General features: G+C 52.9%; 26 protein-coding genes and 6 tRNA genes. 14 read left to right on the top strand and 18 right to left on the bottom strand.

What is annotated here, in order from left to right; genetic code table 11:
* Window positions 1-46 precede the first annotated feature (46 nt).
* Window positions 47-1,027 carry a malate dehydrogenase gene (locus tag NXT01_RS08915; protein WP_259080228.1) on the bottom strand — a complete coding sequence of 327 codons (981 nt, stop codon included), beginning with the start codon at window positions 1,025-1,027 and terminating at the stop codon, window positions 47-49.
* A gap of 503 nt (window positions 1,028-1,530) precedes the next feature.
* On the opposite strand from NXT01_RS08915, the gene NXT01_RS08910 reads away from it, so the two are divergent.
* Window positions 1,531-2,301: a TetR family transcriptional regulator gene (locus NXT01_RS08910; protein WP_259080262.1), complete on the top strand. Its 771-nt coding sequence runs from the start codon at window positions 1,531-1,533 to the stop codon at window positions 2,299-2,301.
* On the opposite strand, the gene clpX is transcribed toward NXT01_RS08910, so the two are convergent.
* The 6 genes from clpX to NXT01_RS08880 all read right to left on the bottom strand — a co-directional run bounded on the left by clpX (window position 2,298) and on the right by NXT01_RS08880 (window position 7,135).
* The gene (gene clpX, locus NXT01_RS08905; protein WP_259080225.1) at window positions 2,298-3,581 is read right to left on the bottom strand and encodes an ATP-dependent Clp protease ATP-binding subunit ClpX; all 1,284 of its coding nucleotides are present in this window, start codon (window positions 3,579-3,581) and stop codon (window positions 2,298-2,300) included. The genes NXT01_RS08910 and clpX overlap by 4 nt on opposite strands.
* 132 nt (window positions 3,582-3,713) lie before the next feature.
* Window positions 3,714-4,340: an ATP-dependent Clp protease proteolytic subunit gene (locus tag NXT01_RS08900; RefSeq protein WP_259080261.1), complete on the bottom strand. Its 627-nt coding sequence runs from the start codon at window positions 4,338-4,340 to the stop codon at window positions 3,714-3,716.
* A 37-nt stretch (window positions 4,341-4,377) separates the two neighbouring features.
* Window positions 4,378-4,977, bottom strand: a complete 600-nt coding sequence (locus tag NXT01_RS08895; RefSeq protein ID WP_259080223.1) for an ATP-dependent Clp protease proteolytic subunit — start codon at window positions 4,975-4,977, stop codon at window positions 4,378-4,380.
* A gap of 163 nt (window positions 4,978-5,140) precedes the next feature.
* Window positions 5,141-6,493 (bottom strand): trigger factor, encoded by a 1,353-nt coding sequence (gene tig / locus NXT01_RS08890; RefSeq protein ID WP_259080221.1) that lies wholly within the window; start codon window positions 6,491-6,493, stop codon window positions 5,141-5,143.
* Window positions 6,494-6,584: 91 nt separating this feature from the next.
* A tRNA-Pro gene (locus NXT01_RS08885) sits at window positions 6,585-6,661 on the bottom strand.
* Between the two features lie 399 nt (window positions 6,662-7,060).
* Window positions 7,061-7,135 (bottom strand) — tRNA-Gly (locus NXT01_RS08880).
* A gap of 358 nt (window positions 7,136-7,493) precedes the next feature.
* Here NXT01_RS08880 and NXT01_RS08875 point away from each other — a divergent pair.
* Both NXT01_RS08875 and NXT01_RS08870 read left to right on the top strand, forming a co-directional pair.
* Window positions 7,494-7,724, top strand: a complete 231-nt coding sequence (locus tag NXT01_RS08875; RefSeq protein ID WP_259080218.1) for an AlpA family transcriptional regulator — start codon at window positions 7,494-7,496, stop codon at window positions 7,722-7,724.
* Window positions 7,725-7,885: 161 nt separating this feature from the next.
* Window positions 7,886-8,608 carry a DUF1542 domain-containing protein gene (locus NXT01_RS08870; RefSeq protein WP_396124774.1) on the top strand — a complete coding sequence of 241 codons (723 nt, stop codon included), beginning with the start codon at window positions 7,886-7,888 and terminating at the stop codon, window positions 8,606-8,608.
* Window positions 8,609-8,644: 36 nt separating this feature from the next.
* Here NXT01_RS08870 and NXT01_RS08865 read toward each other — a convergent pair whose 3' ends face one another.
* Window positions 8,645-9,118 carry a ribose-5-phosphate isomerase gene (locus NXT01_RS08865; protein ID WP_259080216.1) on the bottom strand — a complete coding sequence of 158 codons (474 nt, stop codon included), beginning with the start codon at window positions 9,116-9,118 and terminating at the stop codon, window positions 8,645-8,647.
* 10 nt (window positions 9,119-9,128) lie between these two features.
* Complete coding sequence (locus tag NXT01_RS08860) at window positions 9,129-9,761, bottom strand: DsbA family protein (RefSeq protein ID WP_259080215.1); 633 nt, start codon at window positions 9,759-9,761, stop codon at window positions 9,129-9,131.
* Window positions 9,762-9,925: 164 nt separating this feature from the next.
* Here NXT01_RS08860 and pepN point away from each other — a divergent pair, with 164 nt between their 5' ends.
* The 3 genes from pepN to NXT01_RS08845 all read left to right on the top strand — a co-directional run bounded on the left by pepN (window position 9,926) and on the right by NXT01_RS08845 (window position 13,926).
* Window positions 9,926-12,532: an aminopeptidase N gene (gene pepN, locus NXT01_RS08855; RefSeq protein ID WP_259080213.1), complete on the top strand. Its 2,607-nt coding sequence runs from the start codon at window positions 9,926-9,928 to the stop codon at window positions 12,530-12,532.
* Window positions 12,533-12,599: 67 nt separating this feature from the next.
* Window positions 12,600-13,511: a mechanosensitive ion channel family protein gene (locus tag NXT01_RS08850; protein ID WP_259080209.1), complete on the top strand. Its 912-nt coding sequence runs from the start codon at window positions 12,600-12,602 to the stop codon at window positions 13,509-13,511.
* 1 nt (window position 13,512) lies between these two features.
* Window positions 13,513-13,926 (top strand): globin, encoded by a 414-nt coding sequence (locus NXT01_RS08845; protein ID WP_259080207.1) that lies wholly within the window; start codon window positions 13,513-13,515, stop codon window positions 13,924-13,926.
* On the opposite strand, the gene NXT01_RS08840 is transcribed toward NXT01_RS08845, so the two are convergent.
* The 5 genes from NXT01_RS08840 to NXT01_RS08820 all read right to left on the bottom strand — a co-directional run bounded on the left by NXT01_RS08840 (window position 13,923) and on the right by NXT01_RS08820 (window position 19,654).
* Window positions 13,923-14,543 (bottom strand): hypothetical protein, encoded by a 621-nt coding sequence (locus NXT01_RS08840; RefSeq protein WP_259080206.1) that lies wholly within the window; start codon window positions 14,541-14,543, stop codon window positions 13,923-13,925. The two genes, NXT01_RS08845 and NXT01_RS08840, sit on opposite strands and share 4 nt — an antisense overlap.
* Window positions 14,536-14,949: a thioesterase family protein gene (locus NXT01_RS08835; protein WP_259080205.1), complete on the bottom strand. Its 414-nt coding sequence runs from the start codon at window positions 14,947-14,949 to the stop codon at window positions 14,536-14,538. The genes NXT01_RS08840 and NXT01_RS08835 overlap by 8 nt, the downstream gene beginning before the upstream one ends.
* A 109-nt stretch (window positions 14,950-15,058) precedes the next feature.
* Window positions 15,059-16,729, bottom strand: coding sequence for an energy-dependent translational throttle protein EttA (ettA, locus tag NXT01_RS08830; RefSeq protein WP_259080204.1), 1,671 nt, complete (start codon window positions 16,727-16,729; stop codon window positions 15,059-15,061).
* Window positions 16,730-16,861: 132 nt separating this feature from the next.
* Window positions 16,862-17,446, bottom strand: a complete 585-nt coding sequence (locus NXT01_RS08825) for a single-stranded DNA-binding protein (RefSeq protein WP_259080203.1) — start codon at window positions 17,444-17,446, stop codon at window positions 16,862-16,864.
* Window positions 17,447-17,650: 204 nt separating this feature from the next.
* Window positions 17,651-19,654, bottom strand: a complete 2,004-nt coding sequence (locus NXT01_RS08820) for a bifunctional copper resistance protein CopD/cytochrome c oxidase assembly protein (RefSeq protein ID WP_259080202.1) — start codon at window positions 19,652-19,654, stop codon at window positions 17,651-17,653.
* Window positions 19,655-19,750: 96 nt separating this feature from the next.
* On the opposite strand from NXT01_RS08820, the gene NXT01_RS08815 reads away from it, so the two are divergent.
* Window positions 19,751-19,827: transfer RNA gene (locus NXT01_RS08815), tRNA-Arg, on the top strand.
* Window positions 19,828-19,872: 45 nt separating this feature from the next.
* Here NXT01_RS08815 and cmrA read toward each other — a convergent pair.
* Window positions 19,873-20,673 carry a mycolate reductase gene (cmrA, locus tag NXT01_RS08810; RefSeq protein WP_259080200.1) on the bottom strand — a complete coding sequence of 267 codons (801 nt, stop codon included), beginning with the start codon at window positions 20,671-20,673 and terminating at the stop codon, window positions 19,873-19,875.
* 217 nt (window positions 20,674-20,890) lie between these two features.
* On the opposite strand from cmrA, the gene orn reads away from it, so the two are divergent.
* Window positions 20,891-21,523 carry an oligoribonuclease gene (orn, locus tag NXT01_RS08805; RefSeq protein ID WP_259080198.1) on the top strand — a complete coding sequence of 211 codons (633 nt, stop codon included), beginning with the start codon at window positions 20,891-20,893 and terminating at the stop codon, window positions 21,521-21,523.
* 45 nt (window positions 21,524-21,568) lie between these two features.
* Window positions 21,569-21,641, top strand: a tRNA-His gene (locus NXT01_RS08800).
* An 81-nt stretch (window positions 21,642-21,722) separates the two neighbouring features.
* On the opposite strand, the gene NXT01_RS08795 is transcribed toward NXT01_RS08800, so the two are convergent.
* On the bottom strand, window positions 21,723-22,898 hold the full coding sequence (locus NXT01_RS08795; RefSeq protein ID WP_259080194.1) for an Ig-like domain-containing protein: 1,176 nt from the start codon (window positions 22,896-22,898) through the stop codon (window positions 21,723-21,725).
* A 300-nt stretch (window positions 22,899-23,198) separates the two neighbouring features.
* On the opposite strand from NXT01_RS08795, the gene NXT01_RS08790 reads away from it, so the two are divergent.
* A tRNA-Lys gene (locus tag NXT01_RS08790) sits at window positions 23,199-23,274 on the top strand.
* Window positions 23,275-23,411: 137 nt separating this feature from the next.
* Window positions 23,412-23,487: transfer RNA gene (locus NXT01_RS08785), tRNA-Lys, on the top strand.
* Between the two features lie 50 nt (window positions 23,488-23,537).
* On the opposite strand, the gene NXT01_RS08780 is transcribed toward NXT01_RS08785, so the two are convergent.
* A complete protein-coding gene (locus tag NXT01_RS08780; protein WP_259080193.1) occupies window positions 23,538-24,446 on the bottom strand; it encodes an exodeoxyribonuclease III in 909 nt (302 codons plus the stop codon).
* 83 nt (window positions 24,447-24,529) lie between these two features.
* Between NXT01_RS08780 and NXT01_RS08775 the strand changes: the two genes are divergently transcribed.
* The 3 genes from NXT01_RS08775 to NXT01_RS08765 are packed head-to-tail and all read left to right on the top strand — an operon-like array spanning window position 24,530 to window position 26,126.
* Window positions 24,530-25,177: a lipocalin family protein gene (locus NXT01_RS08775; protein WP_259080192.1), complete on the top strand. Its 648-nt coding sequence runs from the start codon at window positions 24,530-24,532 to the stop codon at window positions 25,175-25,177.
* Window positions 25,178-25,221: 44 nt separating this feature from the next.
* Window positions 25,222-25,788 carry a nicotinamidase gene (locus tag NXT01_RS08770; protein WP_259080190.1) on the top strand — a complete coding sequence of 189 codons (567 nt, stop codon included), beginning with the start codon at window positions 25,222-25,224 and terminating at the stop codon, window positions 25,786-25,788.
* Window positions 25,788-26,126: a DUF393 domain-containing protein gene (locus NXT01_RS08765; RefSeq protein ID WP_259080188.1), complete on the top strand. Its 339-nt coding sequence runs from the start codon at window positions 25,788-25,790 to the stop codon at window positions 26,124-26,126. The genes NXT01_RS08770 and NXT01_RS08765 overlap by 1 nt, the downstream gene beginning before the upstream one ends.
* Before the next feature lie 32 nt (window positions 26,127-26,158).
* On the opposite strand, the gene NXT01_RS08760 is transcribed toward NXT01_RS08765, so the two are convergent.
* On the bottom strand, window positions 26,159-26,434 hold the full coding sequence (locus NXT01_RS08760; protein WP_259080186.1) for a DUF3618 domain-containing protein: 276 nt from the start codon (window positions 26,432-26,434) through the stop codon (window positions 26,159-26,161).
* Window positions 26,435-26,513 lie beyond the last annotated feature (79 nt).

Below are 26,513 nucleotides of genomic sequence, written 5' to 3'. Positions count from 1 at the left end.
AAAAGGTGCCCAGGAGGAAAACCCTGGGCACCATCTCATCTACTCGCTAGGACTTGAGCAGGTCAGCGACAGCGTCGCGTTCTTCTTGCAGCTCCTTGGCATTGGCAGCAATGCGCTCTTTTTGGAACTCGGACAGCTCGAGATCCTGCACAATCTCCCACTGTCCATTGTGGGAGATTGTGGGGAAACCGTAGATAATGCCCTCGGGCACACCATAGGAGCCATCGGATGGAATTGCGGCGGTAGCCCAACCCTTGGAGCCGTTAATCCAATCGTGCATATGGTCGATGGCGGATGATGCAGCAGAGGCGGCTGAGGATTTGCCGCGAACCTCGATGATCTCAGCGCCGCGCTTAGCTACTCGTGGGATGAACTGGTCAACGTACCACTCGTGGTCGATGAGATCGGTGAGCTTCTTATCTCCCATGGTGGCATAGGTGATATCCGGGAACTGAGTAGCGGAGTGGTTACCCCACACAACGACCTTTTCGAGTTCGGTCTTATCGCAGTCGAGCTTCTCAGCAAGCTGAGAAATAGCGCGGTTATGGTCGAGGCGCATCATGGCATTGAAGCGGTCATTGGGGACATCAGGGGCGGAATGCATAGCGATGAGCGCATTGGTATTGGCGGGGTTACCCACGACCAGAACGCGAATATCATCGGCAGCATGGTCGTTAATGGCCTTGCCCTGTGGTCCAAATATCTTGCCGTTGGCAGCGAGCAAATCAGCGCGCTCTTCTCCGGCACCACGTGGCTTAGCACCAACCAGGAAGGCTGCGCTGACGCCGTCGAAGGCCACGTCGGCTTTATCAGTGACAGTCACTTTCTTCAGTAGTGGGAAGGCTGAGTCGTTGAGCTCCATAGCTACGCCCTCAGCGGCACCGACTGCCTGTGGGATCTCCAGAAGGTTCAGCTCAATAGGGGTGTTGGGGCCGTAGACATCGCCGTTGGCAATGCGCCACAGAAGCGAATAGGAAATTTGGCCTGCTCCACCAGTAACGGCGATCTTCTTAGTCTGATGACTCATGGATACTCCTTGGGAAAATAGTTAAAGACTGGTTGATCTACCTGTCTTAGGCAATAAGGCGTCGGCGCATAGTTGGCGCGCACATGACAACTTTCAGCCTAATAGTGTGGTGAGGGAAAAACTAGAAGAAGCCCCGAATGCCAGCTATTGCCGCTAAGAGATTGCTCACACCCCATTGTCAATAAAACATGCTATCTGAGAAACGAAGAACTATTTCCCAAAAATTTCTTAACTACCGGCCGAAAAGTTGAAAATCACCCCCGAAAGACGTCCTATAATAGGACGCAACGGTTCCCATAAGTACAAAAGAAGACTCATCAGCTAAATTACATTTAGGGCAGAAGCCTAGTTTTTACGGTGATCTCTTTCGCGATCGCTTCGACGATCGCATCGACTTATGTCACCGCATTATCAGGGATAATCCACGATTATTGCGCTTCTCTCTGACTATCATCTATATCCCATTCAACCCAAGGAGATCCGGAGTGTCCAAGGACAAGGCCATCACTCATCCCTCGGAGCCCCAGGCGGCCTCAGATTCTTCCGTCTCCGAAGCTACACCTGAACTCGTTCTCGATATCGCTCTAAAGAAATTCTCCGAACTGGGGTTTACCGATACGAAACTCGAAGCTATTGCTAAAGAATCTGGCATGTCCAAGCGCATGATCCACTATCACTTCGGCGATAAAAAGGGGCTCTACCACCGCAGCCTCGCCCTCTGCATCCACTACCTCCGACCTCCCGTTGAGGAGCTCGAGTTAGATTCTCAGGTGCCAGTCGACGGCGTTCGCAAGGTGGTAGAAGCAGTATTTACTCGCTTCTGTCAGCACCCGGAGGCAATTCGCCTTCTGTGCCTGGAAAATATCATGCACTACCTCCATATCCATGAACTCCCCCCACTCATGGACCAATCAGCGATCACTCTCCAATTGGACAAACTCCTGATGCTCGGTCAGGACGCCGGAGCATTCCGCCCCGGTATCTCAGCCCAGGACGTATTTACGCTCATTTCTTCGCTCGCCGTTTTCCGCGTGATCACCCATGAGACCACCATTAATCTGTATAACGTGGATCTGCTCAACGAAGCTAATACTCAAGGAATGGCGCGCATGGCCGCTGACAGCGTGTTGGCCTTCCTCACCTCACATCTCAAAACCCCAGAGCAAACCTCTTATTTAAGCTCCAGTGCCAATTTGGAGACCGGCGAGGTATTGGATTTTCCTCACTATGACACTGGGAGCGAAAACTACAACTTCGGATCTGATCTCTTTTAGGCGATGAACTGATAGGGATCGGCGTTGACGATCTTCGGTGAGCCCTCTTTGCGGGCCGCCTCTGCTGTGATCACAACTTGAGAGATATCTGAGGAGTCGGGAATTTCAAACATAGTTTCCCCGAGGATCTCCTCCATGATGGCGCGCAGGCCACGAGCTCCGGTTTTACGCTCTAGAGCCTGCTCAGCCACAACTTCTAAGGCTTCCGGCTCAAATTCAAGATTGACACCATCCATCTCGAAGAGACGACGGTACTGATTAACTAAAGCATTGCGCGGCTTGGTAAGGATATCTACCAATGATTGCTTATCAAGGTGATCGACCCAAGCCACGATGGGCAAGCGGCCAATAAATTCTGGGATGAGGCCGAATTTAACCAGATCTTCTGGCTGAACCTGGCGCAGAATATCAGAGTTCTCCCGTTCCTCCCGGCTCTTAATATCAGCGCCGAAGCCTAGGCTGCGCTTAGATACTCGTTCCTCAATGACCTTGTCGAGGCCGGCAAAAGCACCTGCCACGATAAAGAGAATCTTCGACGTATCCATGTGAATAAGTTCATGATTGGGGTGCTTGCGTCCACCTTGGGGCGGAATGGCAGCCACCGTTCCTTCGAGAATTTTTAGCAATGCCTGCTGGACGCCTTCACCGGACACATCCCTGGTGATTGAGGGGTTTTCGGATTTGCGTGAAATCTTATCAATCTCGTCAACGTAGATGATTCCGCGTTGAGCCCGCTCCACATCGAAATCAGCCGCTTGCAGTAATTTCAGCAAAATATTCTCAACGTCTTCGCCCACGTAGCCAGCCTCTGTCAGGCTTGTGGCATCGGCGATAGCAAAGGGCACATCGAGTTTGCGCGCCAGGGTTTGCGCCAAATATGTCTTACCGGATCCGGTGGGGCCAAGCAGGAGAATATTCGACTTCTCGAGCTCCGTCTCTTCTTCAGCCTTGCGCGAAGACAGCGAGCGGGTTTCCTCTGCTTTGATTCGCTTGTAGTGGTTATACACTGCCACACTCAATGTGCGCTTGGCAGCGGTTTGTCCAATCACAAATTCGTCGAGGAAGGCAGAGATTTGCGAGGGCTTAGGTAGACTGGAATCCTTTTCCTCGCTCTCATGGCCGGATCCTAGCTCCTCCTCCATGATTTCATTACACAGCTCCACACATTCATCACAAATGAATACGCCACCGCCAGCAATGAGTTTTCTCACTTGCTTTTGGCTCTTTCCACAGAAAGAGCACTTGAGGAGGTCAGAGCTACTGTGCTTGTGCGTTGTCATAAGAGATAAAGATTTCGCTTTCACATCGTTGAAGGGTGCTCTACTTACTTTAGTCGATGCTACCTGGATGAGGCAGCATCGAAACAACCCGCCACGGGAATATCCACGTGGCGGGCTGGCTCTAGCAAGAGTCTACGGATTGAGCTTGCGATAGTCGAAGACTTCATCAATAAGACCATAATCCTTGGCCTCTGCTGCGGTGAGAATTTTATCTCGGTCTGTATCGATGCGAATCTGTTCCGGTGTGCGTCCGGTGTGACGGGCTAGCGTCTGCTCCATTTGGGTTCGAATGCGCTCGATCTCGGCAGCCTGAATTTCCAAATCAGAAACTTGGCCGCGTGAGCCCTCGGTAGCGGGCTGGTGAATGAGGATACGGGCATTTGGTAGGGCTGCACGCTTACCTGGGGCGCCGGCACCGAGTAGTACCGCGGCTGCGGATGCTGCCTGGCCGAGGCACACGGTCCGCACATCGGGTCGGATATACTGCATGGTGTCATAAATGGCCATCAGCGAGGTAAAAGAACCGCCGGGCGAATTGATGTACATGGTGATATCTCGGTCCGGATCCATACCTTCAAGGACGAGGAGCTGCGCCATAATATCATTAGCTGAAGTATCGTCCACCTGCGAGCCCAGGAAGATAATGCGTTCCTCGAACAGTTTGGCATAGGGGTTGGTTTCTTTTGTCCCATAGGCCGACTGCTCCACGAAGCTGGGAAGCACGTAACGGGCGGAAGGCATCTCGAGGCCGTGTTTCATAGAATTCATTTCTCCAATTTCCTTTTACGGTGTGCTTCTAGTTAGCAATCGGGCCCTGTGCCAGAGTGATGACGTGGTCCACGAGGCCGTACTCTTTAGCCTCTGTGGCAGTAAACCAACGGTCACGATCCGAGTCCTTGGTGATTTGCTCAAAGGACTGGCCCGTGTGCTCAGCAATCAGTTCTGCCATTTCGCGCTTAGTTTGGGCGAACTGTTCGGCTTGAATAGCGATATCAGCAGCGGTACCACCAACACCTGCCGATGGCTGGTGCATCATGATACGCGCATGGGGCAGCGCATAGCGCTTGCCTGGGGTTCCACCGGACAGCAGGAATTGACCCATCGAAGCTGCAAGCCCCATGCCATAGGTTGCGATATCACACGGCGAATATTTCATGGTGTCATAGATGGCCATACCCGCAGTGACGGAGCCACCAGGGGAGTTGATATAGAGCGAAATATCGCGCGTGGGATCTTCTGCGGAGAGCAGCAGAATTTGCGCACAGAGCTTATTGGCAATCTCGTCGTTCACCTCGGTACCGAGGAAAATAATCCGCTCGCGTAAGAGACGCTCGAATACGGAATCGCCTAAATTTAAACCCGGCTGGGCGGACATCGTCGTTAACTGCTCGCTCATGATTAAACTCCTTGTATCGTGAAATTTCTCTAGTTTCTTCCACCTTACCGCCCAAGAAGGGTAATACACCTCCTTGTTCGCTATAAGCGGATAGCTAAGGAAAAAGCCCAGAAGATTTCCCAGCTACTGGTAATGGGAAATCTTCCGGGCTATGGGGAGAGCTTTAGTTTTCTTCTTCCTCGGGCTCGTCCTCGAGACCAAAGTAGTCTTCGGGGTTAATGCTGGCGCCGGAGTCGTCGGTGACGGTGACACGACAGATAGCAGCCGCAAGGGCCTTACCGCGTTTGACGTCAGCAAAGAGCGCTCCGATCTGGCCAGCCTGCTGTAAGGACTGCACGAACTGGTTCGGGTCCATGCCATAGGCCTGCGCAGTGAACAGAATATGATCGGTGAGCTCGGACTGAGATACTTCAGGATTTTCTTGCTCGGCCAACACGTCTAGGAAGAGCTGGTTGCGAACATTCTTCTCGGCGTTCTCATGAGCCTCTGCCTTGAACTGCTCCAGGGAAGAACCTTGTGACTTGAGGTATTCATCGATAACAGCCTCGTTGGAAGCAGCTTCTCCGAAGGTACCGCGCAGAGCGTTCTCGGCTTGCTCCTTAACCAAGGACTCAGGCAATGGGAACTCTGACTGCTTGAGTGCTGCTTCTAAGACAGCGTCGCGGATGGCGGAGGCTTGCTCTGCCTTCAGGCGATCGTCTACCTGGGAAGCGGTTGATTCGCGCAACTCATCGACCGTGTCAAATTCGGAGGCTTCTTGCACGAACTCGTCATTGAGTTCAGGCAGCTTGCGCTCCTTGGTCTGTACGACAGTCACCTTCACGGTGGCCTCTTGGTCTTTATACTCGGCGATATTGAGTGTTGTGGTGAACTCGGCTTCTTCGCCGGTCTTCAGTCCGCGCAGAGCGGTATCGAGGCCGTCGATGAGATCGCCTTGGCCTACCTGGTAGGTGAGGTCATCAGCCTTGGACTCCTCGATCTCCTTACCGTCAACGCTAGCTACCAGGTTGATGATCGCGAAGTCGTTGGTCTTGAGCTTGCGTCGGGTATCGCTAAGCTCGCCGAAGCGCTCGCGCAAACGATCAATTTCCGCCTCCACAGCCTCTTCGGCTGCGTTATCGCTCAATGCTGGTACTTCAACAGACATAGCGGAGAAGTCTGGGAGGGAGATCTCTGGGCGGATATCAACCTCAGCAGTGAACTCGATGAGTTCGCCGTCTTCCATCTTGGTAACGTCTACGTCGGGTTGACCGATAACAGCCAGATCATTGTCTGCTACAGCTTGCTGGTAGCGTACGGGCAGCATATCGTTGATGACCTGCTCCAAAACTGGGCCGCGTCCAAAGCGAGCGTCGATAAGCTTGCGTGGCGCCTTGCCTTTACGGAAACCGGGAATATTCACCTGAGCGGCCAGAGCCTTATAAGCTTTGTCGATCTCGTTGTTTAGTTCCTCGAACGGAACCTCGACAGTCAGCTTGACTCGGGTATCGTTCAGCTTTTCGACGGAACTCTTCACGAGCGATCTCTCCTGTTATATATAGATTATATGGGCATATTGACTATAAACCCCCGAGGTGCATTTCGTTAAATATGCTCCTCGGGGGTTATGGTCGGGACGACAGGATTTGAACCTGCGACCCCCTGTACCCAAAACAGGTGCGCTACCAAGCTGCGCCACGTCCCGATTGCCTAAACAGACAAGCCGCTTTGAGCGACGTAAAGAATTGTGCCACGGATTAGATTAAAAACCAAAACCGCTGTTCATCGTGCACTTTAGTTTTGATCCACTTCTCCACAGTTTCTGGAGTGGTTTGAAGATTTTAGACTTGAGAATTGCATGTCGTGCCGCGCCGTACTTTCCGCCTCCACGACTCGCACCTAAATACACAGATAGGGATAAGCCGCAGACGGTGATATTTGGCCGCTGATACACTAACCACCCTGTGGATAGTCCCTCTCGACCTGACAATCTCGACGACACTGCAGGCGTTGACGCGGGCTATTTCCTCATAGCCCAAGAGGGTTGCGCAAAGAAAAAAGCCGACTACTAAGACGGTGGTCTACTTGTAGGCGGCTTAAGTTATGGAGGGAATGACGGGAATCGAACCCGCGTCACCAGTTTGGAAGACTGGGGTAATAGCCACTATACGACATTCCCATATTCTGCTATATATTTGCTGCGCTTCTGTGCAACACAGAAATAGCCTAAACGACAGCGGAAAATTTTGCAAAATTCGAGGACGCAGCACGCGCGACAAGACCGAGTAAAGGTGGGCGACCCACGACCGGCCACATCCACCCTTCCCAGTATCCGCCGAGTTAACGCCCACGCGCACACGTAGGCACATATAAAGGCGTTTTACATCACAGGCGTGCACTGCTCATTGCCGCTACTACCGCTGCAAAATCACTAAAAAGACCACTCGATGCTGAATATATCTCGCTGAGCTGGGAAGTAAATAATAAATTAGTAAAGTATTATTATTTTTGACCTTGATGGATTATTATTTATTCCTATGAAGCCAACCATCATTGACGCTGATACGGGTCGCGAACTCTGGACCGCAATCGAGTGCGCCCAGTTTTCTGGTACCGCCAGGGGCACCTTCACAAGCTATGCCGGTCGCGGTCGCGCACCCAAACCAGTGACTAAGCACCACGGCCTCACACTCTGGGACTCTGAGGAGATCAGGCAGTGGACCGATCAACGACAATCGGCGAAGCCCTCTAAGGATAGCGTTTCTTAGGACGAACCTATAATTGATCCGATCCCCGAACGGTGCTACTGGGCGCGTTTGGGGAACTTTTTTATCTGTTAAACGTTCTTCTTATTAATAGACGATTTTCACACCAATCCAAGGAATTATTTGTGTTATTCGCCATTCTCTTAGGCTTCATAATTGCTCTCATCGTTGTCCTCCTACGCAGCAATAGCGCTAGCACAAAACTGAGTGCTACCGACTTTTCCGACGCCATCGCAGAAGCTCGGCACTGGAATGAGCGTCTGGGCTCCCAGATACTGACCCTATCTGGTACCGATAAGGCTTCCACCCAAGCACTTGCAGATGCCTCCGAGCGCCACACTGCCTCTAGCGCTCAAATTCAATCCGCCCAAACTCCCAGACAGGCAGCATTAGCTCGCGAGGCCGCCCTCGAGGGTCTGTACTATATACAAGCTGCTCGAGAGATCATGGAACTACCGGCTGGACCCGCGCTCCCATTGCTCGAAGGGCAACAAAAGGCCGGTCGCGTGACCGAGGAGCGTACCATTACCTTTGAGGGGCAGGCTATTACCGCCTCCCCACGCCCGACGCACCGCACCCCCAATTACTATCCAGGTGGTGTGGTGGCTGGGCGCCCGGTTCCCGCCGGCTGGTACTCCACCGCATGGTGGGCGGGTGCACTACACACGGGCATGTGGGCCGTGGGCTCGGCTGTCCTCTTCTCATCCATGTTTGGGGGAATGGCAGGCGCCGACGCTGCCGCCGACGCTGCCGCCTACGACGGCGGCCACGATATTGGTGGCGATACTGTAGGTAACGGCGATATTCTCCCCGACGATGGCGGTGGCGGATTTTTCGACGGAGATATGGGCGGCGGATTTTTCGACGGCGGCGGATTCGATTTTTAATAAAAACCTCGAAGAACTACTCTTCGAGGTTTTTTATTATGCTCCTGGCACTTCTGGGTAATGCCCGGTTGCTTCAAATTCGCTCAGGATATCAATACGGCGCTGATGTCGGGGCTCCTCGCTCCATGATTGGGCTAGGAAAGCATCTACGATGGCTAGAACCTCTTGTTCACTATGCATCCGGCCGCCGATGCCAATGAGTTGCGCATTATTATGCTCGCGGGCAAGCTTAGCCGTCTCCACACTCCACGCTAAAGCACAGCGCGCACCCGGTACCTTATTAGCAGCAATTTGCTCCCCATTTCCAGACCCCCCAAGGACAATGCCGAGGGAACCTGGATCATCCACCACAGCCTTAGCCGCAGCGAGACAAAAGGCAGGGTAATCGTCTAGGGCATCATATTCGAAGGCGCCACAGTCGACGACGTCGTGCCCATTATTCTTAAGATGGTCAATGATGAGTGTTTTCATAGCGAAACCAGCATGGTCTGCTCCGAGATAAATACGCATATCGATGAGTCTAACCTCTTCGTTCATCAAAATCGGGGAACTCTGTCCGCGAGCGCTTCAGTTCGAAAAAGTGGGGGTAATTCGCTAACGCCATTGCACCGTCGAAAACCCTGCCAGCTTCCTCCCCGTGTGGAATTCGCGTCAACACTGGCCCAAAGAATGCAGTCTCGCCCAACTTGATTACTGGGGTCCCTACATCATTGCCCACCTCATCCATCGCCGACTGATGGTAGGCGCGCAATTTCTCATCAGCCTTGGTGGAATGGGCAATATCGGCGAGAGATATATCTAAGCCAACGTCTTCCAAGGCTTTGACAATGAGCTCATCGTAGGCACCGTCACCTTCCTTAGCACCCTCACCTCCTGGGTGGATCAGTGTGCCGAGTGCCGTATAAAGGGCATCGACTTTCTCAGGTTGAGTATCAGCAACCTGTGCAAAAACGCGCGCAGGACCCCAATTGGCCTCCATTTTGCGCATATATGCGGGGTCGAGATCGCGGCCCTCATTGAGAACCGAGAGCGACATAGGAATCCAGGTCACCTCGATATCTCGAACCTTTTCCACTTCCTTGATCCATCGCGAGGTGATCCAGCAGAAGGGGCACGAGACATCGAACCAAAAACTTAGCGATTGAGTAGACATAGGGGACCTTTCTGATCCTTGTATTTTCTGTATTTTCTATATTTTCTTGGTATATCACCACTCTAGTGACCTTTTGCCTCAGGCGAGCGATGATCGTCGAGTCTTTGCACCCCGCCTAGAGGAGAATAGAATGACTACTAATAATCAGCCACGTGGAAGGAATCATGTCCTCTATCAATCTCACTCAAGTAGAAGCAGCTCAACGCTCACGAATGCTGCATATTAAGCACTATGATTTCCACATTGATATCACTGGTGATACCCACTTCCCCGCCACCACCACTGTTGATTTCGAGGTCAAAGAGGAAGGATCTACCTTCATCGATCTGGTTGCCTCCGAGGTGTCCAGCGTAACGTTGGATGGGGAGGATATCACTCGCCAAGCTGTGCGCAACAATAACGTGTACGACGCTACCAACGGGCTCTCCCTCGATAATCTCTCGGTGGGCAGCCATCAGCTCACAGTGGTATCCACCATGGAGTTTTCCCATACCGGTCAAGGTCTGCACCGCTTTGTTGATCCCGTTGACGAGGAAGTATATTTCTATACCCAGTTTGAGCCAGCCGATGCCAAGCGCGTCTTCGCGTGTTTCGATCAACCCGATCTAAAAGCCACCTACTCCATCCATGTCACGGCCCCAGCGCACTGGAAGGTGATCACCAATGCACCGCAAGTCATGAGTGAAGCGGATAAGGGCGTAGCAACCTTCTCCTCCGAGATTGATTACCCGCTGTCTACCTACCTCGTCGCCATATGCTCTGGTGATTATCATATGGCCTCCGATCTCTGGCACGGCACTCTCACCCACCACCCAGAGACACCTGCTGCTGAGCACACCGAGTTAGAGATACCGTTGGCCATCTACTGCCGGAAATCTTTAAGTGATCACCTGGACGCCGACGCTATCTTCCTCGAGACCAAGCAAGGCTTCGACTTCTACCATGAGAATTTTGGGATGGCGTACCCCTTCGGCAAATACGACCAGCTTTTTGTCCCCGAATTCAACGCGGGAGCCATGGAGAATGCCGGAGCTGTCACATTCCGCGACGAGTATATTTTCACCTCGAAGAATACACGAACCGCCTACGAACGACGTTGCGAAACTATTCTGCATGAGATGGCTCATATGTGGTTTGGGGATTTGGTTACTATGCGGTGGTGGGACGACCTCTGGCTCAACGAGTCCTTTGCTACCTGGGCCGCGTGCGTGTCCCAGTCGGAAGCCACCCAATACGATACCGCGTGGGTCACCTTTGCCACCGACACCAAGGCCTGGGCCTATAAGCAGGATATGCTGCCGTCAACCCACCCTATATCCACCGATGCCAGCGATATGGAAACCGCCGAACAGAATTTTGACGGCATAACTTATGCCAAGGGCGCATCCGTCCTCAAGCAGCTCCAAGCCTACGTAGGCCGTGAGGCGTTCTTCGCTGGAGTACGCCAACACTTTGCCAATCATGCCTTCGGTAATGCTACTTTCGCTGATCTTTTACACGCTCTTAGTGCCAGTTCCGGACGCGATCTCTCTGATTGGGCCGCGCAGTGGCTCAAAACTACCGGAATTAATGAACTGCGCGCGGATTTTAGTGTCCAGGATAATCGCTATACCTCTTTCGCCCTTACCCAGTCCGGGGCGCACCCAGGGGCCGGCGAATATCGTACACACCGCGTTGCCATTGGCTTCTATTCGTTGATCGACGGGCAGGTAGTACGCACCGATCGTCTCGAGGTCGATATCGACAGCGAGCGCGTCGAACTCGACCAATTAATAGGCCACCAAGCTGCCGATCTCGTCCTCGTTAACGACGACGATCTCACCTACTGTCTCATGAAGCTCGATGCGGACTCTCGAGACTTTGCTGCCAAAAATATCGACCGAATTGCAGATCCCATGGCACGCACCCTTATCTGGTCGGCGTGCTGGGAAATGGTACGAGCAGGCGACATGCGCGCCCGCGACTTTGTCGACCTGGTGATCACCGGCGCTCCCATTGAAACGGAAATCTCGGTCCTCCAGCGCGTTCTCGGCCAAGCCACCCAGGCACTCGAAGTCTATGCCGATCCACAGTGGGTTAAGGACACCGGTGCACAGCGTTTCAGCAATGCACTGATCGACGCCGCTGCTGCCGCTGAAGCGGGATCTGATACCCAACTCGCCTTCGTTCAAGAGCTGTGCGCCAACCCCTTAGACGATAGGGGGCGGGCTCTCATGCGCAGCATCGTCGACGGTGAACCAGAACTAAATGGGCTCGTAGCCGATCACCAACTCCAGTGGCGCGCCTTGCGTGCGCTTGTTGCGGCGGGTGCAGTGGCAGATCTGGAGGCAGAGATCCTTTCCCTGAGCACCATTGATCCCTCGGCGACGGGCAAACTATATGCGCATTTAGTGCGGGCATCTGAAAATACAGCCACTAATAAAGCTGCAGTTTTTACTGAAATCACCGAAGAGGGCCACCGGCTGAGTAATACCACCCTGCGCTATAAAATGGCCGGACTCACGGGTCTTGCCCGCCCAGAACTGCTCCAGCAACTCAATGACCGATACTTCGAAAAGGTGCCATGGTTATGGGATAACCTCACCTCCGAGGTGGCCCAGGGTGTGCTCGCAGGTCTGTATCCCGCGTGGGATATCAGCCCCGAAGGGGTCAAGCGCACCCAGAACTTCCTCGACTCACATACGATCAGTGCCGGTATCCGGCGTATTCTTACCGAGCAGCAGGCTCTGGTGGAGCGCGCCATAAGAAATCGCGCTGTCGATGCCGCCTAGCTCGTACTCCCCCGTCGCTGCTCTTATTAAGAAGCGGCGGGGAATATTTACTACTATGGCGTAAATCATGGACACAATTTCTCAATTTATAGCCGATCACCCGGTGATCTGGCACTGGCTCGTCAATGCTCCCCTCAAGATCATATTGACCTTGGTGGCAGCTGTTGCTCTCCACGCTGGACTACGCTTTGCCATCCAAAAAGCTGCGAAAGTACACTTAAGCCGCTCGACGAGACCGCAGCACGAATACGCTGCGCTCACCAAAGCTCTTAGCTCCCTGGAAGTCACGAAGCAGGCTCAGCGTGAGTCACGGATCCGCACTCTCAGTTCCGTCGCACGAAGCGCAGTGAGTATTGTCGTGTGGACATGGGCGGCTCTTTCGATTTTAGGGATCCTCGGGGTTAATGTGGCCCCGCTTATTGCCTCTGCAGGCATCGCGGGTGTTGCCTTAGGTTTTGGCGCCCAAACATTGGTGAAGGATTTTATTTCCGGTATCTTCATGCTCATTGAGGACCAGTATGGGGTGGGCGATTTTATCGATGCTGGTGAAGTAATCGGAACAGTCGAGGCGGTATCTTTACGCCTTACTACCGTGCGCGATGTCAAAGGTACACTGTGGTTTATCCGTAACGGTGAAATTCAGAGAATAGGTAATTACAGCCAAGATTATTCCATCGCTCACCTCACAGCGCCGATAAGCTACCGCGCCGATATCGAGCGTGCTATGGAGATCTTCGCGGCTACCACCCTCGAGGCCATCGAGTCCGAGAAATTAAAGGGTTTCATTTTGGATAAGCCGCTTATCGATGGTGTCAACGAAATTGGTGCGGATTATATCCAGTTACGCATCCGGGTACGCACCCTCCCCGATAAGCAGTGGACCGTCGAACGCTATATTCACCAACGTGTACTCAATAATCTAAGGTCCGCCAATATTGCCCTACCCTACCGTCACTTCTATCAGATCGAAGATGAATAATATGTCCTCTCCTCTCGATACTCCCTCAAGCCACACAGACCCCCGCACTCTCTACGAGGCAGTGGGTGGGAATGAGTTTTTCACCCGCGTCGTGCGCCGCTTCTACCATCAGGTTCGCACTGACGATCTCATCGGACCAATGTATCCTGCAGACGATTTCGAGGGCGCCGAGGAGCGTCTGAGGACCTTCCTTGCACAATACTGGGGTGGGCCCACTACCTATAGCGATAACCGCGGACATCCCAGGCTGCGGATGCGTCACGCACCTTTTGCTATAGGAGAGGTCGAGGCTAAACGTTGGTTAGAGATGATGACGAACGCTCTTAACGAAGAAGAAAATCTGGATCCCACTCTTCGTGAAGCTATCGACTCTCATATGACACGGGTAGCATATATGCTGATCAACCAACGTTAAAGGCCCAAAAGATTTGCGGCAGAGGTATAGTAGGCGCTCCCATAGGGGGCGTCTACTCGTATCCACACCCCTAAGCCGGAGACGCGAAGGTGTCGCGGAATATCAATAGGTGCGCTATCAGTGGGAATGAGTCCGAATGCTTGGAGAGCAAAAATCATCCGCATTGGTATCTCTACCTGGGTGTGGGCATTGCTCACAGTGATAACGGTTTGATTCATCAGCGATTGTGGCGGCCCAAGCGGACCAGAGAATTGTCGGGCCAGCGCGCTTCCTTGAGTAGCGAGCTGATAAACCGCAGCGGCGGGGATCTCGTCGATCAGCTGAAAATCCTCGACGCGAGGCAGCGCACCCGCGGACCAGGAGGCATCGTGAGTAGGGTATGGTCCTTGCCCGAAAAGGTCAGCAGCGCGCAGCACCGCCCCACTCCGGCTAATACTGCCCGACACCCTTCTGGAGATAAGTACCCCAAAACCCGTGGGTACAAAAGCTTCGACACCTGATTCAACTTGCTGAAGACGTACGAATGTGTGCTCATCAAAAAGTATCGCTCGCTCAATGAGGGACCGAAGTCCCCCTAAACCTCCGGTAACAACGAGGGATATATTGCTGTTATGCAAGAGAAAGAACCTTAACTTCGCTATCTTTAAGCTGACGCGGGCTCCCCGTGACAATATCGACGGCCACTTGAACAACGTCGATGGTGCATGCCACTGTCCCATCGGCATCTCTAATGACTTGCCGAGTACAAAAGGAGGTATTCCCAATCTCGATGACCTGAGTTTCTACTGTCACCTCTTTGGTATTGGAAAGGATGGGTCGGAGGTATTCAGCTTCAATCTTGCGCACAAATGCAGCTGGAATATCGAGTCCGCGCTTGCCAAATTCGCGTTGTGCGTAAATGAGGCGAGCCTCTTGAGCCAATTCAATATAGGCAGAGTTTGTGATGTGGTGGAATTGATCAAAATCGCCCCATCTTGTGGGTATTTTTTCAATATGTACACCGTGGTGACTATCACTGGTCATAACGTAGGTGGAGCCTTTCTCATCTGTTATTAATCTCTCTCTAGGCTAACAGTGTTGAGGCTGATTGGGTTTAAAAAGAACCGCCGTGGGTGTTCACGGCGGTTATCCATTAGCGGGTAAGCTTGCGGTGCGTTACCCGCGAAGGGCGGGCGGCCTCGGGGCCGAGGCGTTCCACCTTATTCTTTTCGTAATCTTCGAAGTTACCTTCGAACCAGAACCACTGGCCTTCGGCAACATTGCCTTCCCAGGCAAGAATATGGGTACAGGTGCGATCTAGGAACCAGCGGTCGTGCGAAATCACCACGGCGCAGCCTGGGAATTGCTGGAGAGCATTTTCCAGAGAGGACAGGGTTTCAACGTCGAGGTCGTTGGTGGGCTCGTCGAGCAGAATCAGGTTGCCGCCCTGCTTAAGAGTCAACGCTAGATTGAGACGGTTGCGCTCACCGCCGGAGAGAACCTTAGAAGGTTTTTGCTGGTCGGCGCCCTTGAAACCAAATGCGGAGAGATAGGCTCGCGAGGGCATCTCGTTTTGGCCTACGTGGATATAGTCCAAACCATCCGAGACTACTTCCCATACGGTTTTCTCTGGATCGATATTTTCACGTCCCTGGTCCACATAGGACAGCTGCACGGTGGAGCCCACGTTTACTTCACCAGCATCGGGGCTCTCGAGGCCCACGATAGTTTTAAAGAGAGTAGTCTTACCCACACCATTGGGGCCGATAACACCCACGATACCGTTGCGCGGAAGCGTGAAAGAGAGATCCTTAATCAAGGTGCGACCATCGAAGCCCTTGACTAGGTCCTTGACCTCCACCACCTGGGCACCCAGGCGGGGTGGAGTAGGAATCTGAATCTCTTCAAAGTCGAGCTTCTTATATTGCTCGGCCTCAGCAGCCATTTCCTCATAGCGAGCCAAACGCGCTTTATTCTTCGCCTGACGAGCTTTCGCACCGGAACGTACCCAAGCAAGCTCTTCTTTCAGGCGCTTTTGCAGCTTACGGTCCTTTTGACCAGCAACTTCTAAGCGCTCAGCTTTCTTCTCGAGGTAAGTGGAATAGTTACCTTCATAGGGGTAGAGCTTGCCGCGGTCGACCTCACAAATCCACCCAGCTACGTGATCTAGGAAGTACCGATCGTGGGTAACCGCCAAAACGGCCCCTGGGTATTTGGCCAAATGCTGCTCGAGCCACAGAACGGATTCAGCGTCGAGGTGGTTAGTGGGCTCGTCGAGAAGCAGCAGGTCTGGCTCAGAGAGGAGCAGCTTGGCTAGAGCAACACGGCGCCTTTCACCACCGGAGAGGTGGGTGACGGGCGCATCAGAGGGAGGACAGCGCAGAGCTTCCATAGCTTGCTCGATTTTAGAATCGATTTCCCAGGCATCGGCAGCGTCGAGAGCTTCCTGGAGTTTACCCATCTCTTCCATGAGCTCATCAGTGTAATTAGTGGCCATTTCTTCGGCGATGGCCTCGAAACGATTTTTCTTTTCAAAGATCTCGCCCAGACCCTCTTCCACATTCTCGCGGACGGTCTTTTCTTCGTTCAGGGGTGGTTCCTGCAGGAGGATACCAACGGTCGCACCTGGGTCGAGGAATGCCTCACCATTGGAGGGCTGGTCGAGCCCGGCCATGATTTTTAAGATGGAGGATTTACCGGCACCATTAGGTCCTACCACACCGATCTTTGCGCCTGGGTAGAAAGCCATGGTCACATTGTCCAAGATGACTTTATCGCCAATGGCTTTGCGCACATTCTTCATCGTATAGATGAATTCACCCACGTTATCTGCCCCTTATATGTCAATCGTTTTATAACTATCAGATCACCCAAAACAGTACATCACTACCCAAAAAAGCGCACCACATCATCTATAAGACCGATACCTCATGTCGGTCTTATAGATGGGCAATGCCTAGGCACTCACAACGGTTGGCGTATGAGCTCTCCCTTTACTCGTAGGGGTTGTGATTTCCTTAGCGTTAACCTCATCGAGCTGAATGACGTCGCGCACAATCTGTTCGCTCTCTGGCTCAATGCTCACGGTTTCGGCTCTCCGGGCTTTATCCAACTCACTGCGGTGATAGCGACAGGCATATTTGCGCATATCCACCCCGATATGTGTTGCTCGAACCACAATCCGAGATTCGGTCTTGCCTTCCCGCTCCCATTCTTTGTGGATGAGGTCCCCGAGTACAATCACCTGAGTGCCCTTACCACCCTCCCCTAGGGCGAGATGAGCGTTATGGGCCAAGTTTCCCCAGCACTCTACATCAATATAGAGCTGGTTATAGCTGATAAACCCAGAATTCTCGACCCGGCTGTGATCGGATTGAGCAGAATCTCTAGCGGTCTCGGAGTTGCCGGTATCGGCGTGGTGTGGGTCGCGACGATACCGAGAGGAAGCAATGCGGAATTTGGTGAGCATTGCGCCGGACGGGAAATGATAGACAGTGGGATCGCTGGTGAGATTTCCAACGATAGTGGTTGTGCTGAGCATAAGGATCTAATCCCCTTTCATGGGATACGAATAGTGGATCACCGTCCCTGCCCGTTTCCACACTGCCCAGCGCCATCCCTTGCGTGAGCTGCTGATTGAGCAGAGTTTTCGATACCCTCAGTGTCGTTGATTGTGATCCCCACGTCGCGGCGAGTCAGTAGGTGTGACTGGATCCTGTGGATAATATGCCAGCTTGAGATTTTCCTAGCCTTGGGGTTTCCCGTCGTTCGTGCGTATCGACGCCAGCATCTGGTTATAGGCCTCTAAATCAGCGTCATCATCTTGATCCGCCTTTTCGTCGTAGATATGCTGCTGCTTGCGGTCTTCTTTGAGCCATTGTCTAAACAATGCTCCGAAAACAATGATGAGCGGGAAGGCACCGGAACCCCACGCGATACCGCCACCTACATTCTGATCGTGCATCAAGTCCACGCCCCAAGGAAGATTAAGTGATGCATAAAAGTCCTCGGCCAGAATGGTCGACAGCTGCATGAGGTATACCCCGAAGTAGAGATCGAAGGGCATCGCAAAAACCAGCCACAAGAGCCGCGAGAGCACAGAATTTTCACGCGGCTTGGGATCCTCACCGATCATCTCCCAGTAGAAAATATAGCCAGAGATGAGAAAGACCCAGTTCATCAACAGGTGGCCGGCGTGTTCGGATACCACATAGTCGTACCACGGGGTGATATAAAGCACGTAGAAGAATCCAGTGAACTGAATGGTATTGACGGCTGGGTACATGATTACGGTGAGAATACGTGATTGCAGTAACGCTTCAACCCATTCTCGCACTCCCCCGTGCCCTGGCTCGGTGACACTCATTAACAGGCGCAAAGGAGCGCCCAGAACTAGACATACAGGAATCACCATGGACAACAACATATGGGTCACCATATGCATGGAGAAGAGCGCCGGCATATAGAGCCCTATTCCAGAACTCATGCAGATCACCAGAGCTCCTGCGCCCAGCATCCACCACATGGTGCGGAATTTTGACCATCGAATCTGCTTCTTTTTGGCTCGAACCAGACCCCAGAGGTAGAGGCCAATGAGCACCAGGCCGAAGAAGGAGAACATAATATCGAAACGCCAGACCGTCCAGATGGAGATGATGGTGGGTTTGACGGTGAGGTCGTAGCCCATCTCCAAGGCCATAGGGCTGAGATCGAAAACACGTGGTGGCGGGGGTGGCGTTCGGCCTAGTGAGATTGCCACCCCGATGGTGGCCGCCATGACTACTGCCTCACCGATAGCCACACGCAGAAACGGGGTGTGATCCCCACTTCTTAAAGCAGGTATGGTGCGCTGACGATGCCAGAAACCGAACAGTGCGAGGGCGATTATTAATACCGCCTTAGCTACTATGACACGCCCATAGCCGGTGGTGAGAAGGTGCTCAGGGCGTACCCGGATAGCGGCATTGATAAAGCCTGATAGTGCCAACATGATCACCGAGACGAGGGCGATATGGGAATAGCGACCTACTACTTGGACCATCTGGGGCCCCAGTCTGCGGCCGTGGGCTATGAGTGCCATGAGCCCGCCCACCCAGAGCTGCATAAAAAGCAAATGCCACAGCAATGAGTTAGTACCGTAGTCATGATCTCCGCCCGCGGCCGAGTGCCCTTCCAAACCGAGTGGCAAGACAATCAAGAGAGCTCCGGCGCATAAAAGCGGTTGAGAGCGCCAATTCTTGGAGAAGAATGCTGCTATCCCCACCAGCGCTGCAATAACGGCTGAACCCAACCACGCTTGGGATTCCGCTACTTGGGAAATTGCCACTGGCCAGTTAGCAGGGCGCAGCGCCTCAATAAAGGGTTGCCCCGAAATATCGGAGAGCACCATGGGCACCATCACTAAAGCAACAGCGCTAAAACACCACGCCGCCACCATGCCGGTACGGGCTGCGATTACACCGTCTACAGTAAGCGGAGCTTGGTAGAGATCGTGCTTTCTGGGACTGAGTAAAAAGGCCGAGAAAAGGAAAGATCCAGAACTTAGGGCCGCGAGAAACCATGCCGCTGCCCTTAAGAAAGGAAATCCTGCTGTGGTGGCGGGGCCTGGATCCGGAATGCCGAGGGCCGCGAGCGATTCCGAAAGAAAACCCCAAGCGATTACCGCCCCAATGAGGCCCGCCACAGAGAAGCACAACACATACAGTGGCCACATGGGGCGCACCTGTGCCCCCGATTTCTGTTCCTGCATGCTTAACACCCTAATCTCAATGAGTGGCTTTAGGTATCTAGGGCTGGGAAGTTTTTGTTCCGCACGGGTTGTGGGTTAGTCTAGCTAGCAGAGTTTGCCTCCATAGCTCAGTGGATTAGAGCGGTCGGCTTCTACCCGATTGGTCGGGGGTTCGAGTCCCTCTGGGGGCACCATAGAAAAATCCCGTGGGTTCAGCCCACGGGATTTTTTGTCTCAAGCTAAGCCATCTTGGAATAGAACCATCCCATTACGGGGCTAAGAACTGCCCCCGGGATAATCTGAGACAGCGTATTCATAGCCTTAGATAGCGGTCCCGGGACAACGCGACGCTTATTGTTCGCCATTGCCTCCAAGGTCTCCTCCGAACACGATTCATAGGTGGTCCACAGAAAATCGGGGACGACCTTGTCCACAATCGACTGCTCACTAGGATCAATAGTGGCCTCCCGCACCGGCCCAGGGGCAAGAAGTGTGCAGCTTATGCCAAGAGGTTTAAGCTCATAGTGAAGAGCCTCGGTGAATGCATTCACACCCGCTTTAGTGAATACGTAGGTGGCATTATTGGGAATGGCGATATTGCCGGCCGCGGAGCCTACATTGCAGATAGCTCCGGATCCGCGCTTGAGCATATTGTCTACGGCGGCCTTAGTGATCTCGAATACTGCTCGGGCGTTGAGCTCAAATTGCGCAGTCTCGTATTCCCAATCCTGGTAGATAAAAGGGCCAAAACTGGCGATGCCAGCAGAGTTAATCACGATAGATATAGGCTGGGTGAATACGTCTTCGATCATCTGGGCGCGCTGGGCGGTATCGGAGAGATCGCAGGGATAGACCTCTGCAGTAATCGCGTGTTGTTTACGCAAAGATTCCGCTAGTTCTTCCAGAACATCTGAGCGCCGGGCAACCAAGATGAGATTATAGCCCCGCGCGGCCAGATCTTTGGCCATCTGACGCCCAATCCCTTGGCTTGCGCCGGTGATGAGCGCCCGAGATTCTAAGGTGGGTGCAGGTAAGCTCATTATATTCTCCTTGAGGTCTTGATATGGTGTCTCGGCTATTTGTCACTACGTGTAGCTACGTGTCGCTACGTGTCAGAGTTCTTGGCTCTTGGTTCTAGATTCTTGGTTTTTGGTTCTTGCCAATGGGAATCTCATTGCCTAAGCCTACCTGCTTCGTTGCCGAAGAAACGGCTGTCTATGTCATTGTTGTCTGGCAAAGTTACTAAGGTAGAAAAGTATGAGTGAAATAGCTGCGAAAAATAACCGCTTGGTGTGGATCGATCTGGAGATGACCGGGCTCGACCCTAACCTTCACACTATCGTTGAAGTTGGAGCGATCATCACCGATGCCGAGCTCAATATCATCGGCGACGGCGTCGATATCGTTGTTCACGCCGATTCCGCTCAACTGGCGCATATGGATGATTTTGTACGCACTATGCATACCGAGTCGGGGCTGCTTCAGGACATCATGGACTCCCCTGTGACGATGGCCGAAGCTGAGGAGGCCATCCTCGACCTTATTGCTCAGCACTGCGATCCAGAGCACCCAGCACCTCTTGCGGGAAACTCGATTGCCACCGATCGCAGTTTTATTCGCGCCTATATGCCGCGCTTAGATAAAGCTCTGCACTACCGGATGATTGATGTCTCAACTCTCAAAGAGCTCTCCCGTCGCTGGGCCCCGCCGGTATATTTTCATCAGCCGAAAAAGGGGCTCGCGCACCGCGCGTTGGCCGATATCGTGGAGTCTATTCGAGAACTAGATTACTACCGCCGCAGCTTGATGAGCACCGATCTATCGTCACCGGATATCTCAGCCGCACAGGAGGCTGCCACCGCACGCTACCAGTCATTTTTGGAAAAATAGAAGGCTCGGGTTAATATAGTCCTCGCTGCTTTAAACGGTAGCGTGGTGGCTGTAGTTCAGCTGGTAGAGCACCAGGTTGTGATCCTGGGTGTCGCGGGTTCGAGCCCCGTCAGCCACCCCCAATAGATAGAAGTGGCCTCCGTATATGCACGGGGGCCACTTTTGTACTCCCCCTCATCTCTAAAGGGGGAGTTTTGTACTAGGAGATGGAGGCGTTGCCAGCCTTCCACTGCTCCCACTCGATATTCCAATCACCCAGACCGTCGTAGACGGAGAGGATACCGCCTTTGGTATTTTTCACCGTGACTATATCTCCACGCTTAACAAAGTTCTGGAACCACGCAGCGTTCTCGGTACTGACATTCACGCAGCCGTGAGAAACATTGGAATTTCCCTGAGCCCCAAGTGACCAGGGGGCGGCGTGGACGAAGATACCCGAATAGGACATTTGGGTGGCATAGGATACCGGGGTGCGGTATCCCCCGTCTGCGACTGATAATCCGAACGTTGATGAATCCATTAACAAGGATTCATACTGATCTCCGATGATATAGATGCCATTGGGGGTCGGCCATTTATCGGAGCCCAAGGAGACGGGCATCGTCTTTACAGCCTCACCGTCCTTGAAAATGGTCATCGCCTTCGTTGAATCATCGACAATGGCTTCGACTCGGGAACCAATGGTGAAGTCAGCCTTATTGCCATTATTGGCATAGACACCATCGGCAAGCTCAATACCGTAGAGATTCGCATCCACCGACACTTTGGTTCCTGGTTCCCAGAATGTTTCGGGTCGCCAGCGCACTTGTTGATTAGAGATCCAATAAAATGCCCCGTCAACCTTTGGCTCGGTCGTAATACGAATAGCGTCCTGCACAGCCTTGCGGTTTTCCACGTAGGAATCAAAAATGACGGCGATTGTTTGCCCCACGCCCACCTCGGCGCCGTCGAGCGGGGCCAGAGAGGTGTTCACCAGGGAGTTGGGTTTGATGGTGGAGAAAGCAGCTGTTGTTTTTTCTCCATTTTTATCAGTAGCAACCAGTGTATATTCGCGATTGAATCCGAGATCTTCGGCTGTGGTCCACCCCATCATATCTGCATCCATCTCGCCTTTGACCTGATACCCCTCTTCATTGGTCATAGTTACCGACGAGAGTCCGTCACCGAGTGATTTCACTAACACGGGCTTATTGGGCGGGACCTTACTCGCTCCGTCCTTAACGCTCGCTTGGGGCGCTTGGGCGACAACGACAGACGTGGTGGGCGCGACGGACTGGGCTGCACCATCGGTCTTTTGATCAATGGTGCACGCAGTGATCTGAACCATCACCAATCCTGCTAATAAGAGGGTGGAAATTGCGCGCGTAAAAGCCATAAAAATGCGGGATTCCTTCGACGACGTGGGACTTACTGGACGAATAGAGTGCGTTTATAGGTGGATTATTGATTTAGATATCCATCCTAAACATCCTAAACAATGAACTGCACTTTATTATTATCCACTACTCTGGTGTGAAGATGGACAAGCACACCGAGGTTGAGGCGATAGCAGCTTCTAAGTCCCTGGCCCATTTCCAGCCGCTATCGCTCTTATCTCTAATACCTCCTCTGACGAGCACTTTTGCGCGGAATGGAAGAAACTGTTATATTTTTCTTCGTTGCTTAGCGCAACCTTGCGCCATTAGCTCAATTGGCAGAGCAACTGACTCTTAATCAGTGGGTTCGGGGTTCAAGTCCCTGATGGCGCACCAGATACGTCAAGACCTCGTTGGATATGAATCCAACGAGGTCTTCATTATATTCAGCCCGAGACGATCTTGAGGATTTGCCTAATTAAAAATATGTGGTGTAGCGTCTTTCTTCGTTGCGTGATTAATTACGCACTCTTGCGCCATTAGCTCAATTGGCAGAGCAACTGACTCTTAATCAGTGGGTTCGGGGTTCAAGTCCCTGATGGCGCACCAAAGAAACAGTCCGCTGGGTTGGAGCCCGAGCGGACTTCTTTATGCCGCCCTTATGCGTATCGCACCAGCAAGGGTGCGTGATCGGACCAACGTTGCTCAACGCTGGGGGCCTTCTCTACCCAACATTTTTCTGCTCGGTCGAGCATTGCCTTCGTTGCTGCTTGGTAGTCGATGCGCCACCCGGCGTCGTTATTAAACGCTTGGCCGCGGTATGTCCACCAGGTATATGGGCCTGGCACCTCAGGAGCCAGGCGGCGACTGATATCAAACCATTGCGGATCCTGTGCTGGTTGCCACATAGTTTTTGCGCTGTAATTCACAGTTCCTTGCCATTGCCATAGTCGCTCTTTATTTTGAGGGGTGGCATCGGGGAAGGAACCAAATACATGATCAAGAAAAGCGCGCTCCTCGGGGAGGTGGCCGGATACTTTCTCATTGGGCTTATTATTTTTGAGATCTTCTGAACGGTGGCAGATATTCCAGTCCCCACCGATCACCATATTTGGGTGGCTCTTGGCCCGCTCGCTGAGAATATCGGCAAACTCATCAAGGAAAGTGTATTTCTCATCTAATTTCGGGGAGTTGGTTTCGCCGGATGGGAGATAGAGCGAAGCAATATGAATGCCCAGAGTATCGGCCTCGATCCAGCGACCCGCCTCACTAAAGTTTCCGAATCCGATCGAGGTATTAGTAAGCTCGCCGCGGGAGAGTATACCCACCCCAGCGCGCCCCTTGGTGCCGGGTAGGAGGGATTCCGCCATAACTAGATTCCATCCCGATTCGAGGGCTGGGGCGAGAGCCGCACGGGTTTGAGCCTCGGTTGCGCGTACTTCTTGGATGAGGACGATATCGGCCTCAGTGTCATTCAACCATGGGTTGATGCCGTGATTGGACTCATTGCGTTTTTTACTCGCTGCACGGATTCCGTTGACGTTCACACTCGCTATTGTCACAGTCATGTGGCCAGTTTAACGCACGAGTCTTCTCTCATATCTTGTGTAAGCTTAAGGTTTATAAGCTTTTCCCTTCGAAAGGATTTTCTATGAAGCGTCGCCTACCGAGTATCTGTGCCGCCCTCGTGATGAGCGCAGGTCTAATCACACCAACTCATGCTCAAGACATTTTTAATGGGGGCCGTTTCGCCGGTGGCTCCTCCGATCTCTATGCGCAGCTCTTCCCCGCACCCGGCCCCCCGCTACCGGAATTTGGAGGCACTGTAGATCTCGACCGCTATCAGGGAACGTGGTATCAGCTAGCCGCCATTCCACAGCCGTATACGATCATGTGCCTGACTGATACCACGGCCACATATGAGCGTATCCGTGAGGATGCCGTCAGTGTGGTTAATCGCTGCTCGACCGTTTTCGGGCCCTCGATTGTTGATGGCTCTGCCGAAATTCGTAGCGACGCCACCCTCCGGGTGGATTTCCGTGGCATCCCCTTCCAGCGGCCCAATCGTCCCGGGAATTACCGGATAACCTATTTAGCCCCTGATTATTCTATGGCTATTGTCGGTAGCCCGAACCGTAGTTCTGGCTTCGTTCTTTCGCGCACCCCCCATATCAGTGATGAGAAGTGGCGTGAGGTTCGTCAATTGATTGAGCAGCGTGGTTGGTGGTCGTGTGCATTCCTGACTACCCCGACGATCAACGGGCGAGCCGATACTACCCCTCTCTGCCAACTTCCTTAGTTTTTTTTACCCCCAGCTGGGACTTTTGACCTAGAGTGGGGGATATGAAACGAGCCCTCATTATTGTTGACGTTCAAAATGACTTCTGCCCCGGTGGTAGTTTAGCTACCGCCCGGGGGGAGCTGGTAGCAGAAGCCATTGCAGATCATCTCGCTGAGCGCCACCGCACTTACGATGCGGTGGTTGCCACCAAAGATTGGCATATTGAACCCGCGGGACACTTCGCCGCCGAGCCCGATTTTGAGCAAACGTGGCCGGTGCACTGCTTGGCTGGTACCGAGGGAGCGGAATTTCACCCGGCTCTCGATTCGGTACTGATCTACCTTCATGAGGTTTTTCTCAAGGGCCAGTATGAGCCTGCTTATTCCGGTTTTGAGGGCCAATCTCATGATACCTCTCAGCCATTAGCGCAGTGGTTGCGCGAGCGTGATATTGAGATCCTCGATATTTGCGGCATTGCCACCGATTACTGCGTTAAAGCGACGGTCTTAGATGCTCTATCGCACGACTTCGAGGTGCGCGTCCTGAGTGATCTCTGTGCCCCTGTGAGCGAAGAATCTGGGGCAGCCGCCTATAAAGAAATGCTCTCGCGCGGGGCTCAGTTAGTGTAATGACCGCTAGCTTTTTATATGATCCCGACTGCAGATTGTGCACTCGGCTCGCTCACTTCGCCCGCCAGCGCATCGCAAGAAACGATATGGCTCTCATCCCTGCTACCACGTGTCCCCACCCCCTCAACGCTGATCCCAGCCAGACCGCCATTTATATAGCCGAGCCTGGTGGTGCCGAACTAGTAGAAAACCACGCTATCGCCGCGTTGATGCGCCATATGGTTTTCCCGTGGCCGCATCTCGCCCCTGTGGTCGACCACACCCCTTTCGCCGGGGCGGGATATCGTTTTATTGCCGCACATCGCCATCACCTGGGGTGCTCCCTGGCAAAGAAATAAAACCCTGCCGGTTCCGGCAGGGTTTTTAATCTTTAGCGGGTGGCAAGGAGTTCCTTGAGCTCGCGAATTTCTGCTTTCCGCCGGCGTTTTGCAACAAAGCTCACAACGACGATGCCGCACACAACTGCACCGGCAACGCCGAGAACTTTTTGTACTTGCGGATCATTGAGGCGCGCGCTCAGGGACTGCTTTGCATCTTCGACCAAGTGGGCGGGCTTGGTGCGGTTGGCGATTTCGTCAAGAGTAGCGGCAAGCTGGCGCCGGCTACGCTCGATTTCCCGCTGGATATCATCAATATTTCGAGCCACGGTTTTTCTAAACTCCTCGTTGATCGGGGTTATTGCTATTTAATAACTATATTCTCACTATATCGTGCTTTAAGCTTAT

This window comes from Corynebacterium sp. ES2775-CONJ (assembly GCF_024814515.1).
GTDB lineage: Bacteria > Actinomycetota > Actinomycetes > Mycobacteriales > Mycobacteriaceae > Corynebacterium.
This window is presented reverse-complemented; position numbering and strand designations above follow the sequence as displayed.

Coding starts and splice junctions, on each gene's coding strand:
- NXT01_RS08915 (WP_259080228.1), bottom strand. CDS start 1,027: ATGAGTCATCAGACTAAGAAGATCGCCGTTACTGGTGGAGCAGGCCAA.
- NXT01_RS08860 (WP_259080215.1), bottom strand. CDS start 9,761: ATGTCTACTCAATCGCTAAGTTTTTGGTTCGATGTCTCGTGCCCCTTC.
- NXT01_RS08825 (WP_259080203.1), bottom strand. CDS start 17,446: ATGCTCAGCACAACCACTATCGTTGGAAATCTCACCAGCGATCCCACT.
- NXT01_RS08820 (WP_259080202.1), bottom strand. CDS start 19,654: ATGCAGGAACAGAAATCGGGGGCACAGGTGCGCCCCATGTGGCCACTG.
- NXT01_RS08835 (WP_259080205.1), bottom strand. CDS start 14,949: ATGACCAGTGATAGTCACCACGGTGTACATATTGAAAAAATACCCACA.
- NXT01_RS08845 (WP_259080207.1), top strand. CDS start 13,513: ATGTCCTCTCCTCTCGATACTCCCTCAAGCCACACAGACCCCCGCACT.
- orn (WP_259080198.1), top strand. CDS start 20,891: ATGAGTGAAATAGCTGCGAAAAATAACCGCTTGGTGTGGATCGATCTG.
- NXT01_RS08900 (WP_259080261.1), bottom strand. CDS start 4,340: ATGAAACACGGCCTCGAGATGCCTTCCGCCCGTTACGTGCTTCCCAGC.
- pepN (WP_259080213.1), top strand. CDS start 9,926: ATGTCCTCTATCAATCTCACTCAAGTAGAAGCAGCTCAACGCTCACGA.
- NXT01_RS08770 (WP_259080190.1), top strand. CDS start 25,222: ATGAAACGAGCCCTCATTATTGTTGACGTTCAAAATGACTTCTGCCCC.
- NXT01_RS08865 (WP_259080216.1), bottom strand. CDS start 9,118: ATGCGTATTTATCTCGGAGCAGACCATGCTGGTTTCGCTATGAAAACA.
- cmrA (WP_259080200.1), bottom strand. CDS start 20,673: ATGAGCTTACCTGCACCCACCTTAGAATCTCGGGCGCTCATCACCGGC.
- NXT01_RS08775 (WP_259080192.1), top strand. CDS start 24,530: ATGAAGCGTCGCCTACCGAGTATCTGTGCCGCCCTCGTGATGAGCGCA.
- NXT01_RS08875 (WP_259080218.1), top strand. CDS start 7,494: ATGAAGCCAACCATCATTGACGCTGATACGGGTCGCGAACTCTGGACC.
- clpX (WP_259080225.1), bottom strand. CDS start 3,581: ATGACAACGCACAAGCACAGTAGCTCTGACCTCCTCAAGTGCTCTTTC.
- NXT01_RS08895 (WP_259080223.1), bottom strand. CDS start 4,977: ATGAGCGAGCAGTTAACGACGATGTCCGCCCAGCCGGGTTTAAATTTA.
- NXT01_RS08780 (WP_259080193.1), bottom strand. CDS start 24,446: ATGACTGTGACAATAGCGAGTGTGAACGTCAACGGAATCCGTGCAGCG.
- NXT01_RS08765 (WP_259080188.1), top strand. CDS start 25,788: ATGACCGCTAGCTTTTTATATGATCCCGACTGCAGATTGTGCACTCGG.
- NXT01_RS08850 (WP_259080209.1), top strand. CDS start 12,600: ATGGACACAATTTCTCAATTTATAGCCGATCACCCGGTGATCTGGCAC.
- NXT01_RS08795 (WP_259080194.1), bottom strand. CDS start 22,898: ATGGCTTTTACGCGCGCAATTTCCACCCTCTTATTAGCAGGATTGGTG.